General features: G+C 72.0%; 9 protein-coding genes. 5 read left to right on the top strand and 4 right to left on the bottom strand.

Going from position 1 to position 14,462, the window contains the following annotated elements; all coding sequences use genetic code 11:
• Nucleotides 1-179 precede the first annotated feature (179 nt).
• Nucleotides 180-464 carry a WXG100 family type VII secretion target gene (locus ABD208_RS10820; RefSeq protein WP_344098895.1) on the bottom strand — a complete coding sequence of 95 codons (285 nt, stop codon included), beginning with the start codon at nt 462-464 and terminating at the stop codon, nt 180-182.
• Nucleotides 465-680: 216 nt separating this feature from the next.
• On the opposite strand from ABD208_RS10820, the gene hutU reads away from it, so the two are divergent.
• From hutU to ABD208_RS10795, 5 genes are all read left to right on the top strand, one after another.
• Nucleotides 681-2,330: a urocanate hydratase gene (hutU, locus tag ABD208_RS10815; protein ID WP_344102519.1), complete on the top strand. Its 1,650-nt coding sequence runs from the start codon at nt 681-683 to the stop codon at nt 2,328-2,330.
• The gene (locus ABD208_RS10810; RefSeq protein ID WP_344102517.1) at nt 2,327-3,826 is read left to right on the top strand and encodes a formimidoylglutamate deiminase; all 1,500 of its coding nucleotides are present in this window, start codon (nt 2,327-2,329) and stop codon (nt 3,824-3,826) included. The genes hutU and ABD208_RS10810 overlap by 4 nt, the downstream gene beginning before the upstream one ends.
• Before the next feature lie 216 nt (nt 3,827-4,042).
• Complete coding sequence (locus ABD208_RS10805; protein WP_344102515.1) at nt 4,043-6,436, top strand: esterase-like activity of phytase family protein; 2,394 nt, start codon at nt 4,043-4,045, stop codon at nt 6,434-6,436.
• Nucleotides 6,437-6,648: 212 nt separating this feature from the next.
• Nucleotides 6,649-7,980 carry a hypothetical protein gene (locus tag ABD208_RS10800; protein WP_344102512.1) on the top strand — a complete coding sequence of 444 codons (1,332 nt, stop codon included), beginning with the start codon at nt 6,649-6,651 and terminating at the stop codon, nt 7,978-7,980.
• Between the two features lie 203 nt (nt 7,981-8,183).
• On the top strand, nt 8,184-8,372 hold the full coding sequence (locus ABD208_RS10795) for a PspC domain-containing protein (protein ID WP_344102509.1): 189 nt from the start codon (nt 8,184-8,186) through the stop codon (nt 8,370-8,372).
• A 96-nt stretch (nt 8,373-8,468) separates the two neighbouring features.
• Here the strand turns inward: ABD208_RS10795 and ABD208_RS10790 are convergent, their stop codons facing one another.
• The 3 genes from ABD208_RS10790 to ABD208_RS10780 all read right to left on the bottom strand — a co-directional run bounded on the left by ABD208_RS10790 (nt 8,469) and on the right by ABD208_RS10780 (nt 14,390).
• Complete coding sequence (locus tag ABD208_RS10790) at nt 8,469-13,055, bottom strand: DUF3418 domain-containing protein (RefSeq protein ID WP_425561096.1); 4,587 nt, start codon at nt 13,053-13,055, stop codon at nt 8,469-8,471.
• A 99-nt stretch (nt 13,056-13,154) separates the two neighbouring features.
• Nucleotides 13,155-13,823 carry a GmrSD restriction endonuclease domain-containing protein gene (locus ABD208_RS10785; protein WP_344102507.1) on the bottom strand — a complete coding sequence of 223 codons (669 nt, stop codon included), beginning with the start codon at nt 13,821-13,823 and terminating at the stop codon, nt 13,155-13,157.
• Between the two features lie 186 nt (nt 13,824-14,009).
• Nucleotides 14,010-14,390, bottom strand: a complete 381-nt coding sequence (locus ABD208_RS10780) for a hypothetical protein (RefSeq protein ID WP_344102505.1) — start codon at nt 14,388-14,390, stop codon at nt 14,010-14,012.
• Nucleotides 14,391-14,462: the final 72 nt, after the last annotated feature.

Here is a 14,462-nt window from a genome sequence, read left to right as displayed (position 1 = left end):
AGGAAGGAAACGCGACCTGTCGCGCCCCCTTGGCGCGACAGATCGCGGGATCATCGGCAGGAACGACGACAGCCGAGGGTGCGGCATCCGTGGATGCCGCACCCTCGGCTGTTCCGGCCGGGGAGTCGTCCTCGACCCGGCCGGGGAGGACCTCTGAACCGCGTACCGATCGGTGAGGATCAGTACTGGTTCGAGGTGTCCTCCTGCATCGAGGCGTTGTTGTCGGCCGTCGTGGCGTACTCGTCGAGCGCGGAGGCGATCTCGTTCAGCTTGACGGTGTGGGTGCCGTCCCACTCCTCCTGGAACTGCACGGCGTCCGGGCCGTTCCACTCGGTCTGGCCCATCTGCGACGTGACCGTCTGGACCGTCGTGCGGACCTGCTCGGCCTGCTCACGCAGGACGTTCGCCAGCTGCCGGACTGCCTCGACATCGAGACCGAAGACGTTGCCACCTTCTGCGACCATGTTCAACTCCTTATCTCACGGCCCCACATGCGTCTCATGCAGCACCTCATTGGTTCGACATCCCGTACTCAACCAGAATCTCCGGCGAACGCGGAATGGGCAGAGCTACCCATGAGGTAGTACCCATGCCGGCGACCGCACGGGCGTCGTCACGGGCCCGGCGTCGTCGGCCCCCACCTCCTGCTCGCCCGGCGTCGAGGGCCGTAACCTCGGTTCATGGATGGAGCACGAACGGTCCGCGCGACCCGCGGCACCGCACTCACCGCCCGCAGCTGGCAGACCGAGGCCCCGCTGCGGATGCTCATGAACAACCTCGACCCCGACGTCGCCGAGCGACCCGACGACCTCGTGGTCTACGGCGGCACGGGCCGCGCCGCCCGGAGCTGGCCCGCCTACGACGCCATCGTGGCCACCCTCACCGACCTGCGCGAGGACGAGACCCTGCTGGTCCAGTCCGGCAAGCCCGTCGGCGTGCTGACCACGCACGAATGGGCGCCGCGCGTGCTCATCGCCAACTCGAACCTGGTGGGGGACTGGGCGACGTGGCCCGAGTTCCGGCGGCTCGAGAAGCTCGGCCTGACCATGTACGGGCAGATGACGGCCGGGTCCTGGATCTACATCGGCACCCAGGGGATCGTGCAGGGCACGTACGAGACGTTCGCCGCCGTCGCGGAGAAGCGGTTCGGCGGGAGTCTCGCCGGCACCCTCACCCTCACCGCCGGCTGCGGCGGGATGGGCGGCGCGCAGCCGCTCGCGATCACGCTCAACGGGGGCGTCTGCCTCATCGTCGACGTCGACCCCGCGCGGCTCGCGCGCCGGGCGGAGCTCCGGTACCTCGACGAGGTCGCGGATTCCGTGGACGACGGCGTCGCGCGGGCGCTCGCGGCGAAGCGGGAGGGGCGCGCGTACTCCGTGGGGGTGGTGGGGAACGCCGCGGAGGTGTTCCCGGACCTGCTGGCGCGGGGCGTGGAGTTCGACGTCGTGACGGACCAGACGTCGGCGCACGATCCGCTGTCCTACCTGCCGGCGGGCACGGCGCTCGAGGACTGGGCCGGCGCCGCCGAGCGCGACCCGGCCGGGTTCACCGAGCGGGCCCGGGAGTCCATGGCGCGGCACGTCGAGGCGATGGTCGGCTTCCAGGACGGCGGCGCCGAGGTGTTCGACTACGGCAACTCCATCCGTGACGAGGCGCGCCAGGGCGGGTACGCGCGGGCCTTCGACTTCCCGGGTTTCGTGCCCGCCTACATCCGGCCGCTGTTCTGCGAGGGCAAGGGCCCGTTCCGCTGGGCGGCGCTGTCGGGCGACCCGGCCGACATCGCCGCGACCGACCGCGCGATCCTCGACCTCTTCCCGGACCACGACCGCCTGCACCGCTGGATCCGCGGCGCCCAGGAGCGGATCGCGTTCCAGGGTCTTCCGGCCCGGATCTGCTGGCTCGGCTACGGCGAGCGGGACCGTGCCGGGCTCGCGTTCAACGACCTGGTGGCCTCGGGCGAGGTCAGCGCGCCGATCGTGATCGGCCGCGACCACCTGGACGCGGGCTCGGTCGCCTCCCCGTACCGGGAGACCGAGTCCATGGCCGACGGCTCGGACGCGATCGCGGACTGGCCCCTGCTGAACGCCCTGACGGCCGCGAGCTCGGGCGCCACCTGGGTCTCGATCCACCACGGCGGCGGCGTCGGCATGGGCCGCTCGATCCACGCGGGCCAGGTCTCGGTCGCGGACGGCACGCCGCTCGCGGCCCGGAAACTGGCCAGGGTCCTGTCCAACGACCCGGCCCTGGGCGTCCTGCGCCACGCGGACGCGGGCTACGACCGCGCCTCGGAGGTCGCCGCGACCCGGGGCGTGACCATCCCGGCGCCATGAGCACCTGGTTCTGCGAGTTCGCGTGGGCGGGCGGCGAGGTCGCGTCCGACGTCGTGATCAGGGCCGACGGCGGCCGGGTGACCCAGGTCGAGCCCGGCGTCGCCGGCCCGCCCGCCGGCGCGACCCGGCTGCGCGGGCTCACCCTGCCCGCGTTCGCCAACGGGCACTCGCACGCGTTCCATCGCGCCCTGCGCGGCAGGACGCATCTCGTGCCCGACGCCGCCGCCGCGCGCGGCTCCGGCTCCTTCTGGACCTGGCGGGAGCAGATGTACCGGGTCGCCGAGCGCCTCGACCCGGACACGTACCACCAGCTCGCCCGGGCGGTGTTCGTGGAGATGGTGCTGGCGGGCTACGGCGTCGTCGGCGAGTTCCACTACCTGCACCACGCGTCCGGCGGCCGCCCGTACGCGGATCCGAACGCGATGGGCGCGGCCCTGATCGCCGCGGCGGACGACGCCGGGATCCGGCTCACGCTGCTGGACACGTGCTATCTGGCGGCCGGGGTTCGCGGTGAACCGCCGAGCGGCGTGCAGCGGCGGTTCTCCGACGGCGACGCGGCGGGCTGGGCGGGCAGAGCCGGCGCCCTGAGGGGATCCGAGCTGGTCAGGATCGGCGCGGCCGTGCACTCGGTGCGGGCCGTACCGCCCGCCGGCATCCGGGCCGTCGCAGAGTGGTCGCGGCGGAACGAGGCCCCGCTGCACGTCCACCTCTCCGAGCAGCCGCGCGAGAACCAGGACTGCCTCGACGCCCACGGGCGCTCGCCGGCGGCGCTGCTCGACGAGTCCGGGGCGCTCGGACCGCTGACGACGGCGGTCCACGCGACGCATCTGTCCGACGACGACGTCGACCGCCTCGCGCGGTCCGGCGCCCGCGTCTGCGTCACGCGGACGACCGAGCGCGATCTGGCGGACGGTGCGCCCCGCCTCGGCGACCTCGTCGCGGCGGAATCCGCGCGACCCGATCCCGCGGACGACGGCCCGGCGGATCCGGCGGACGGCGGCCGGGCGGATCCGGCGGCGGCGCCGGGCCGGCCAGGGATCCGGCTCACGATCGGGTCGGACAGCAACGCCGTCGTCGACCCGTTCGAGGAGACCCGGGCCCTGGAGCTCGACGAGCGCGTGCGGACCCTGCGCCGCGGGCACCTGGCGTCGTCGGCCCTCCTGGAGACGGCGACCCGCGAGGGGTACGCCTCCCTGGGCTGGCCGCGGCACGACGGCGCCGCGCCGCCGGCGTCCGCGCCGCCGTCCCGGGGGAGGGCCGGCGGGATCCGGGTGGGTGACCTGGTGGACCTGACCGTCGTGTCCCTCGGGTCGGTCCGCCTGGCTGGGTGGACCCCCGGGGCCCTGCTCGACCAGGTGGTGTTCGCGGCGACGGCGTCGGACGTCACCGACGTGATCGTCGCGGGCCGCCGCATCGTCCGCGACGGCGCCCACCGGTCGATCGAGGAGCCCGCGGCGGCGCTGCACACGGCGATCCGGGCGCTCCTGGCCGACTGACCCGGCCGGTTGACCCGGCCGATCGACCCGGCCGTGCCGATCCCGCTCGCGGCCTGATCGGGCACGGCCGGCGGCACCCGGCGGGGCCGATCGCCTCACCTGGTGAGACGCCGCCGAAACCCGAAAGCCCGGTTCACGGGCCAGTTCACGCGCGCGACACCCGGCGGCCATCCCACGGAGACCCCCGGTCAACCCTCCGGCGGGAGCCTGCCCCTCGTGCACACCCAGAAACCCTCCCGCCGCACCAGCGCGTTCATCGCGACCGGTGCCGCGCTCGCACTCAGCCTGACGGCGCTCGTGCCCGTCGTGGCCAACGAACTCGGCCAGCACCGCAAGCCCGGCGCCGGACAGTCCACCCCGTACACGCAGCCGAAGCCCGGCGCCGCGTTCCACCGCCTCGCGACCTACCCCGTCTTCGGGAACGTCCCCGCGGGCGTCGACCCGGCGGACGAGACCGTCGCCGAGATCTCCACCGTCAGCGAAGACGGCAACACGGTGATCTACACGGACGCCGCCGGCAAGCGCATCGGCTTCGTCGACATCACGGACCCCGCGAACCCGCGGGGCGCGGGCTCGCTGAGCCTCGCCGAGCTGGGCAACGCCGAGGACGAGCCGACGTCGGTCGTCGTCGTGGGCGGTTACGTGCTCGTCGTCGTGAACACCTCGGAGAGCTACGCCGACCCGAGCGGCCGGCTCGACGTCGTCGACCTCGCGACGCGCACGCGCGTGCGGTCGATCGACCTCGGCGGCCAGCCCGACTCGATCAGCCTCTCGAAGGACCGCTCGCGCGCCGTCATCGCGATGGAGAACGAGCGCGACGAGGAGTTCACGCCGGAGGGAGGGGACGAGGGCGACCTGCCCCAGGCCCCCGGCGGCTTCGTGCAGCTCCTCGACCTGCCCGGCGCCGACCCGGCCGCCTGGAGCACCCGCAAGGTCGCGTTCGCGGCCGAGGACGGTACCCCGCTGCCGGTCGTCGCGGACGCCGGTATCGACACGCCGCAGGACGTCGAGCCGGAGTACGTCTCGGTCAACCCGTCGGGCACGACTGCGGTCGTGACCCTCCAGGAGAACAACGGCATCGCGCTGATCGACCTCGCCTCGGGCGAGATCACCGACGTCTTCTCCGCCGGCGAGGTCGCGCTGACCGGCGTCGACACGGTCGAGGACGGCGACATCACCCTCACCGGCTCGCTCGAGGCCGCCCCGCGCGAGCCCGACTCCGTCGCCTGGATCGACGACACCCGGTTCGCCACCGCCAACGAGGGCGACTGGAAGGGCGGCACGCGCGGCTGGACGATCTTCGACACCGACGGCGACGTCGTGTGGGACGCGGGGAACACGCTCGAGCACCTCGCCGCGCGCGTGGGCCTGCACAACGAGGGCCGCGTGGAGAAGAAGGGCGTCGAGATCGAGGGCCTCTCGGTCGGGGAGCTCGGCGGCGTGCGGTACGCGTTCGTCGGCTCGGAGCGCTCCAACTTCGTCGCGGTCTACGATCTGAGCGACCCGGCCTCGCCCAGGTTCACGCAGGTCCTGGCCACGACCAACGGCCCCGAGGGCATCCTGCCCGTGCCGCAGCGCGACCTGCTCGTCGTGTCCTCCGAGGAGGACGCCGCCAAGGACGGCGTGCGCGCCACGGTCAGCGTGTTCGGCCGCGGCGACGCGTTCGCACGCTCCGCGGGCACGCCGCGGTTCCCGTCGGTGGTTTCCGCCGACGACGGCGCCGGGGCGCCGATCGGCTGGACGGCGCTCGGCGCGCTGTCGGCCGACCCGCGGGACGAGCGCCGGCTCTGGACCGCGTCCGACGCCGCGAGGACGCCGACCTCGCTGTACTCGCTGCGCCTGGCGGGCAAGGGCCGGCCGGCGGTGATCGACCGCGAGATCGCGGTGACCGAGGGCGGGGCCCCGGCCTCGTTCGACGTCGAGGGCCTGTGGGCGCGGCCGGGTCGCACCGGTGGGTTCTGGCTGGGCTCCGAGGGTGCGACCGGTGCGGGCAACGCGCTGGTGCGGGTCTCGGCGGACGGCGTCGTGCAGGAGCGCGTGGCGCTGCCGGCCGACGTGGCCGCGGGGCTCGGCAAGTGGGGTATCGAGGGCGTCGCCGGCGTCGTCGACCGCAAGGGCGAGCACCTGTTCGTCGCGCTGCAGCGCGGGCTGACCACGGACGCGGGCGGGCTCGGCGGGTCCGCGCGGATCGGGCGCTACGACGTCGCCACCGGCGCGTGGACCTGGTTCGCGTACCCGCTGTCCGCGCCGACGGCGTCGGGCGACTGGATCGGGCTGTCCGAGGTGACGGTCGTCGACCGCGACACCCTCGCGGTGATCGAGCGCGACAAGCTCAACGGGCCGGCCGCGGCGCTGAAGGGCGTGTACACGGTGAACCTGCCGAAGCGCGACCCGGCCGCGGGCACGGTGGCGCCGCTGCGGAAGCAGCTCGCGATCGACGTCCTGCCGAGGCTCCGGGCCACGAACGGCTGGACGCAGGAGAAGCTGGAAGGCTTCACGATCGGCACCGACGGCCGCGCCTACGCGGTCACGGACAACGACGGCGTCGACGACGCCACGGGCGAGACGGTCTTCCTCGACCTGGGCCCGGCGGACCGGTACTTCCGCTGACCATCACCTGATCCGATCGTTCCGCGGCGGTAGACAACTGCGGCCCGCACGCACGGCGCGTGCGGGCCGCAGTGTTGCTCGGTGTCCAGAGCGAGAGGGTGAAATCACTGGCCAGCCCTCATTTTTGTTTAGAGGCACGGCCACCGCCCGGATAGATTCGCGCTGGTTCTTTCTTGCGCACGAGCATGCGCCATTTTCGACTGGAGCTTTCGATGCCGACCACGGTTTCACTACAACGTCTGGCTGCCGTTCGGCCGGGCGCGGTGCTGTTCGCCTCCGGTCTTGCACTCGGACTGGGTGTAGCGCCTGCCGGTGCCGCGCCGTCCGAGGTCGACTCGTCAGCCGTTTCTCTGGCGACCGCGAGCGAACCCAGTCCGGTCATCGTGCTGCAGTCCGGCCCGACGACTTGGCACGAGGGTGCGAAAACAAGCCTTTGCCTGAAAATCGTGCCGACGGAACCCGACGCGACGTTCTGGTGGCCGGAGGGCAGCAATCCGGCTGTCGTGCAGGTGACAGGTGAGGATGGTTCCACCTGGACGCATTACATGATCGGGCCTCCCTACGGTATTCCCCAGGTGTGCCTGGATCCCTTGGAAACCGAACTCGAGCCAGGCCACTACAAGGTGCATCTCGACTACGAGGGCCAGAGTGAGGTGGATTCCGTCTCGTGGGACGGGCAGTTCGATGTCCTTCCTCCGGCCGTCACGCATGTCGACAGTGATCTGACGTCGTCGTGGAACTACGGTGCGATGCCTCGCGAGACCATGGTCGAGGTGACTCACGAAGGGGTCGAGACCACATGGGCCGGTGATCTTCACCTTGAGTTCTCGGACGGGAGTCAGTTCGGGCACGGCTCGAGCTTAAGCGACTCAAATCGCAATGTGATCGAGCTCTGGCCGGTGGATGAACCTGTCCCCGGCATTTACCAGATCTCGGTCGTGTTCGGCGGAGGCTACGGATTCCTGCCGTCTCGGCAGGTGAAGACAGTCACCGTCGATTCTGGTGTCTTTGCCACGAAGCCCGTTCCGGCGATCACGGGGACCGCGAAGGTGGGTTCGACGCTCACGGCGTCGCCGGGTGCCTGGTCGCCCGCTGCCACGGGCTTCACGTACGTGTGGAGGGCGGACGGCGTCGTCATCGACGGTGCCACGTCGAGGACGCTGACGGTCCCGGCGTCGGCGGCGGGCAAGAAGATCAAGGTGACGGTCAAGGGCTCCCGCCAGTACTACGCGACAGCTTCCGCCACCAGCGCCGCGACCAGCGATGTCGCGCGTGGGACGTTCTCGGCCCCGCGTCCGACGATTTCCGGGACGAAGCGGGTAGGAGCCACGTTGACGGTGGACCGGGGGACGTGGACGCCGTCGCCGTCGTCGGTCAAGTACGTGTGGAAGGCGAACGGCGTGAAGATCGCTACGAAGACCACGAAGACCTTCGTGATTCCATCGAGCGCCCGCGGCAAGCGGCTCACGGTCACGGTGGTCGGTTCCAGGTCTGGCTACACGACGAAGAACGTCACGAGCTACCGGACCTCGGTCATCAGCTGATCGGTTCGGGTCATCGGGCCGGCACCGAGGAGTGGCCATGATGCGCCGCAGCGTAGGACCAGGCTGCGGCGGATCATGGCTACTTGTCGGTCCGGGGAGTACATGCACCGGCCGGCAGTACTTCCTCGGGGCGAGGCGGACCCGGGGTGAGATCGGGGGAGTGCCCGATACCGGGTCGGGTCGGGGGCGCATAGTGTGGCCGCATGAGCGCATCGACACTTTCTCGTCCTCGTCAGGGCCGCATGATCGCCGGGGTCTGCGCGGGGGTGGCACGCCGATTCGGGTGGGGCACCACCACGGTCCGGGTGCTGACCGCACTCTCGGTCCTCATCCCGGGGCCGCAGGTCCTGGCCTACATCGTCCTCTGGGTCGTCATGCCCAACGACGACTGATCGATCACGAGGTCTCCGTACGAGAACGAGGTTTCCGTCGCGCCCTCCTGGGCGATGCCCGGGAACCTCGTTCTCGCACACGAAACCTCGTGGTCCTCACCAGCCGCCCGGGGCCAGGACCTTGCGGATGCGCTTCTCGCTGATCGGGCCGTCCGTGCCCAGCTGCTGGGCGAAGAGGGAGACCCGGAACTCCTCCAGCATCCAGCGGACCTCCGCGAGCTGACCCGCCCGGGCCACGTCGGGCGCGCCCGCCTCGTAGGCCGTGCGGGCCTTCTCCCAGGCCTGGGTGACATCCCCGACCCGCCAGGCGAGGTCCGCGTCCCGGTTCGGGTTCTCGTTCGCCTTCGCCAGCCGGTGCGACGACGCGCGCAGGTACCGCACCAGGTGCGGCAGCTTCTGCGGCGGGGTCGCGGTGACGAACCCGTCGTCGATCAGCGACGCCGCGTGCTCGCGCAGGTCCTGGAGCACCTGCAGCAGCGCCAGGCTGCTCGACCCCCGGATCTCGCCCTCCAGCGTCCGGTAGGCGGCGAGCGCCGCCACCACGTGCCCGGCCACCCGGTACACCTCGTCCTCCAGGTGCCGCCGCACGTGCTCCCGCGCCGCCTCGAACTCCCCGGCGCTGCGGATCGCGGCGGCGTCGGGCCCGCCCGTAGGCGTGTCGTAGCGCCGCGCGGCGTCCGGCGTCGTCAGCCCGACGACGGCGGCCAGCTGCAGGTCCGTCACCAGCGACCCCGTGTCCGGGTACGGGCTCGCGGCCATCGTGAGCGACTGCGCCGCGGTCCAGCGCGACGTGATCCGCGCCGTCGGCAGCGCCGTCGCCTGCAGCAGCAACCGCCGCACCCCGGCCGCATGCGCGGCGTCCCGCGCGGACTCGTCGGCGAGGATCCGCAAGCTCACGACGGTCTCCCGCGCCTTCCCCTGCACCTTCGCCGCGCGCTCCGCCACGAGCGCCGGATACCCGCGCACGACGACGCCCGCCCCCACGTCGGTGGACACGACGGCGGGCAACTCCCCGCCGGGCAGGCCCTCGGGCCATCCGGAGACCCGGTCGCGTTCCCCGACGACGCCGCCCGCCGGCTTCCCGTTGCTCTGGGGCCGCGCCACGGCCTTGGGCGTGGCCCGCTCCGCCCCGGCGGGGACATCGGCCGGCGTTCTCGCTCCCGCCGCGGCCTGGGCTTCGGCAAGGGCCTGACCGACCGCGCCCCGCACGGCCGAGCGAACCGCCGACTCCGACCGCTTGGCCAGCTTCCGCTGCAGCAGCACCAGATCCTTCGACTCGTCGAGGACCACCGGTTCGTTGCCGCGGTTCCGGTGCGGCTCGAAGACGCGGAACGTCATGCGGAGGTGGTGCGGGAGGCGTTCGACGCGGGCGTCGTCCCAGACCTCGTCCGGGACGAGGACGTCTCGGGTGGCGCGCACGGCGCGGGTGAAGGCGACGGTGAACGGCTCGGCCATGTCGCCGGCTCGGGCCATGTCCTCCCAGGCGGGGGACTCGGCGCGGAGCCAGGCGGCGACCTCGCGGGCGCAGTCCGGCGCGGGGACCAGGTCGCGCCGCACCGCCTTGGGGAGGGACTTGATCGTGGCGGTGCACAGCTCCTCGAGGAGTCCGGGCACCATCCAGTCGAACCCGTCCGGCACCACGCGCGGCAGCACCGAGACGGGGATGTGCACCGTGACGCCGTCGGCCCCGGATCCAGGCGCGAACTGGTAGGTCAGCGGCAGCTTCAGGTCGCCCTGCGGCCACGTCTCGGGGAAGCCCTCGGTGTCCACGGAGGCGTCCCCGACCAGCAGGTCCATCGTGAACGTCAGCAGATCGGGCTGCTCGCGCCGGGCCGCGTTCCACCACTTGTCGAAGTTCGCGGCCGACACGACGTCTTCCGGGACCCGCTCGTCGTAGAACGCGAGCAGATCGTCCTCGGAGGCCACGATCCCGCGCTGCCGCGTGCGCGCCTCCAGCTCACCGGCCTCGTCGAGCAGGCGGCGGTTCTCCGCGAAGAACGTGTGGTGCGTCGTCCACTGCCCCTCGACCAGCGCGTGGCGCAGGAACATCTCCCGCGCGGCGGCAGCATCCACCTTCGAGTAGAGCACCTTGCGGTCGGCGACGATCGGCACCCCGTACAGCAGCACCTTCTCCGTGCACATCGCGGCGCCCTGCCGCGAGGACCAGTGCGGATCCGAGTAGGTGCGCCGCGCGATCGGCCCGGCCAGTTCCTCGGCCCACTCCGGCTTGATCCGCGCCACGTCCCGCGCCCACAGGCGCGACGTCTCCACCAGCTCGCCGGCCATGATCCAGGCCGGCGGCTTCTTGCTCAGCGGCGACCCGGGGAAGATCGCGAACCGCGCCCCCCGGGCCCCGATGTACTCGTTCCGGGCCCGCTTCTTCGCCTGCCGGATGGCCCGCTCCCGGGCCTCCCCCTTCAGATGCGCGACGGCGGAAGCCTTGACCTCCCCGGTGTCCTGCATCCCGAGGTGCGACAGCAGCCCGGCCAGCAGGGCCCGGTGAATCGTGTCCGCGTCCCAGACCCGCCGCACCTCCGCGTCGTCAGGGGACTCGCCGGGGCCCAGGAGGTCCGGCGCCGGCTGCCGGTAAGCCATCTCGATCCCCAGGGGACGTGACATCTCGCGCAGCTGCGCGACGACGTCCTGCCACTCGCGGATGCGGAGGAAGTTGAGGTACTCCCGCTTGCACAGGCGCCGGAACGCCGAGCTCGACAGCTCGTGCTGCTGCTCGCGGACGTACTCCCACAGGTTCAGGTACGTCAGGAAGTCCGACGACGGGTCGCGGAACCGCGCGTGCAGCTGATCCGCCTGCTCGCGTTCCTCGGCGGGGCGCTCGCGGGGGTCCTGGATGGACAGGGCGGCGGCGATGATCGCGACCTCACGGGCGACCTTGAGCCGGTCGCCCTCGACCACCATCCGCGCCAGCCGCGGGTCCATCGGCAGCTGCGCGATCATCCGGCCGATCCGGGTGAGACGTGTGACGGCGCGCCTCCGCTCGTCCTGGCTCTCGGCGGCGTCGTCCCCGCGAACCCCCGTCGTGACCGTCTCCAGCGCGCCCAGCTCCGTCAGGAGCTGCACGCCGTCGCGGATGGCCCGGGTGTCGGGCGGCTCGACGAAGGGGAAGCGGGCGACGTCGTCGGGCGAACCGGCGACGCCTACCGACACCATCTGCAGGAGGACGCTCGCCAGCGACGTCCGCAGGATCTCCGGCTCGGTGAACTCCGGCCGGCTCTCGAAGTCACCTTGCGAGTAGAGCCGGATCGCGATCCCGTCCGCGACGCGCCCGCAGCGCCCGGCGCGCTGGTTGGCGCTGGCCTGGGAGACGGGTTCGATCGGGAGGCGCTGCACCTTGGTCGTCTTGGACCAGCGCGAGATGCGCGCGGTCCCCGGGTCGACGACGTACCGGATCCCCGGCACCGTCAGCGACGTCTCGGCCACGTTGGTCGACAGCACGATCCGCCGGTGCGAGTGCGTCTGGAAGACGCGGTGCTGCTCGGCGCTGGAGAGGCGCGCGTACAGCGGCAGGATCTCGGTGTACTGCGGGTGCTTCGGGTCGCGGGCGCGGTCCTTGAGGTGGCCCTCCAGGGCGTCGGCGGCATCGTGGATCTCGCGCTCGCCGGAGAGGAACACGAGGATGTCGCCCGGGCCCTCGCGGGTGAGCTCGTCGCACGCCTCGATGATCCCCGTGACGAGGTCCTTCTCCTCGGCGCGGTCCGTCTTCGACGGCGGCCGCCGGGCGCTCCGGGCAGCGCCGGCCTCCCCGGCGTCGTCGTCGGCGGGCGCGGCGTCCGGCGCGAGCGGCCGGTACCGCACCTCCACGGGGTACGTCCGCCCGGACACCTCCACCACGGGCGCCTGCTCGGGCAGCACGTCGACGACGGCGTCCGGCGCGCCGCTCTGCTCGACGGCCGGTGCGCCCTCCGCTCCGCCGCGGGCGGGTGCCTCGTTCCTCGGCCCCCGCCCTCCGCCCACGGAGCGCGCACCGGCCCGTTCCGCCAGCGCCGCGGGCGAGAAGTGGCGCGCGAACCGCTCGGAGTCGATGGTCGCCGACGTGATGATCAGCTTCAGGTCCGGCCGCCGCGGCAGCAGGCGCGCGAGATAGCCGAGCAGGAAGTCGATGTTCAGGGACCGCTCGTGCGCCTCGTCGACGACGATCGTGTCGTACGCCAGCAGCTGCGGGTCGCGCTGGATCTGGGCCAGGAGGATGCCGTCGGTCATGACCTTGACCAGCGTGTTCTCGCTCGACTGATCGGTGAACCGCACCTGGTACCCGACGACGTCCCCGAGGTCGGTGCCCACTTCCTCCGCGATGCGCTCCGCGACGCTGCGCGCCGCGATCCGGCGGGGCTGCGTGTGCCCGATCTGCCCGGTGCGCCCGCGCCCCAGGTCCAGCAGGATCTTCGGCAGCTGCGTCGTCTTGCCCGAGCCGGTCTCGCCCGCGACCACCACGACCTGGTTGTCCGCGATCGCCCGCGAGATGTCCGCGCGCCGCGCGGACACGGGTAGCTGCTCGGGGTAGGTGATGGGCGGGACGACGACGGCGCGGCGCCGCTCGGCGGCCCGCTCCAGCTCGGCCCTGGTGACCTGCTGGGGGCCGTTGTGCGGTCGGCGGTTCCGGGGCCGCCCACCGCGTCGTCGTCCGGACCGTGCCGGTGCGCTGCTGGGGGAGGACTCGTCGCTCACAACCTCTTATTCTCCCAACCCCGCGCAACTTCATTACCACCGGGCCCGGAAGGCCGGGCCACCGCCCCCGATCGGGAGCGGTGGCCCGGCCGGTTCACGTCAGTACGAGCAGGTGTTGAGGTAGGTCTGGGCGGCTGACTTCTCGGCCGAGTTCATCGACAGGCCCCAGCGGTACTTCGTGTGGATGACCATCTTGGCGAAGGCGCAGCGCTTGCTCGACAGCGGCGGCACCCACTCCGCGATGTCCTTGTCGCTCTTCGACGAGTTGATCTCGGTGGTCACGGCGATGAGCTGCGGGCCGGAGATGTCGTTCGCGAACGACTGGCGGCGGCTCGTCGTCCAGGCGTTGGCGCCCGAGTCCCAGGCCTCGGCCAGGGCCACGATGTGGTCGATCGAGATCTGCGACGCGGCGGTGCGGGTCACGCCGTCGTACTGGCTGTACCAGCTGCCCGACGTCGGGTAGCAGTCCGAGCCGGTGACGACGTTGGAGCCGTCACGCTTGAGCACGTACTCGCGGATGTTGCACGTGCCCGACTGCGTGATCCAGTGCGGGAACAGGTCGCGGCTGTAGCCCGTGCGCGACGCCTCGGCGCGGACCGTGATGGCGTTCAGCTCCGACTGGACCTGCGACTTCGACGGGACGTCCGGCGGGTACGCGAACGCCTGCTGCGGCAGCGCGAGCGAGGCGAGGGTCAGGAAAGCGGTGAGCGCCGCGATCAGCGCGGCGACGCGCGTGATGTACGACGACGAGACGGTGGCCTGCATCATTGGCCGTCCCCTTCCGAGAACTGGACTGGCGCTTTGCCAGCCCGGCCGATGCTTGCGGGGCCGCGTGTCGCCCGCGTGTCACGCGGGTGAAATATGGAGATATTTTCCCTACGCAGTGGCCCACGGCAACGAAATCTCCACCGCGAGGTAGCGCCTGCAACAGGCACTACCTCGCGAGAAGGCCGGTCACATGCTGCCGCGACCGGCCTCCAGGCCGAGCCAGAAGCCCAGGCCGATGAGGATCGCCGCGCCGATGGTGGACAGGATCGCCAGGATCAGGCCCCACTTGGCCACGAAGAGGTCGAAGCCCTCCTTGCCGGCCTTGGCGACCGCGATGGCGTTCACGATCACGCCGACGAGCGGGATGTAGGCGAGGAAGAAGCCGACGAGGCTGAAGACGACGGTCGTCGGCTCCTCGTAGGCCGCCGCGGCCGGGGTGGCGTCGGCGGTGGTGGTGACCTCCTGGCCGGTCGCCTCGGAGACCGCCGTTGCCACCTGCTGGGTGACCGTCTCGGGGGCTTCCTTGGTCGGCTCGGGGGTACTGGTCTGGATGTCGGGGGAGGTCATAGGGAAAGTGCTCCTCGAACGGGGACCCGCGGGGTCCTCTGGGTTGGCGGTCGGACCGTTGTGTCCCATCGG

Source organism: Myceligenerans crystallogenes (assembly GCF_039529775.1).
In the GTDB taxonomy this organism is placed as follows: Bacteria; Actinomycetota; Actinomycetes; order Actinomycetales; family Cellulomonadaceae; genus Myceligenerans; species Myceligenerans crystallogenes.
This window is presented reverse-complemented; position numbering and strand designations above follow the sequence as displayed.

What these genes read in the sequence shown, in the direction of transcription:
- ABD208_RS10785 (WP_344102507.1), bottom strand. Translation starts at nt 13,823, where the DNA reads ATGATGCAGGCCACCGTCTCGTCGTCGTACATCACGCGCGTCGCCGCG.
- ABD208_RS10780 (WP_344102505.1), bottom strand. Translation starts at nt 14,390, where the DNA reads ATGACCTCCCCCGACATCCAGACCAGTACCCCCGAGCCGACCAAGGAA.
- ABD208_RS10820 (WP_344098895.1), bottom strand. Translation starts at nt 464, where the DNA reads ATGGTCGCAGAAGGTGGCAACGTCTTCGGTCTCGATGTCGAGGCAGTC.
- ABD208_RS10800 (WP_344102512.1), top strand. Translation starts at nt 6,649, where the DNA reads ATGCCGACCACGGTTTCACTACAACGTCTGGCTGCCGTTCGGCCGGGC.
- ABD208_RS10810 (WP_344102517.1), top strand. Translation starts at nt 2,327, where the DNA reads ATGAGCACCTGGTTCTGCGAGTTCGCGTGGGCGGGCGGCGAGGTCGCG.
- ABD208_RS10795 (WP_344102509.1), top strand. Translation starts at nt 8,184, where the DNA reads ATGAGCGCATCGACACTTTCTCGTCCTCGTCAGGGCCGCATGATCGCC.
- hutU (WP_344102519.1), top strand. Translation starts at nt 681, where the DNA reads ATGGATGGAGCACGAACGGTCCGCGCGACCCGCGGCACCGCACTCACC.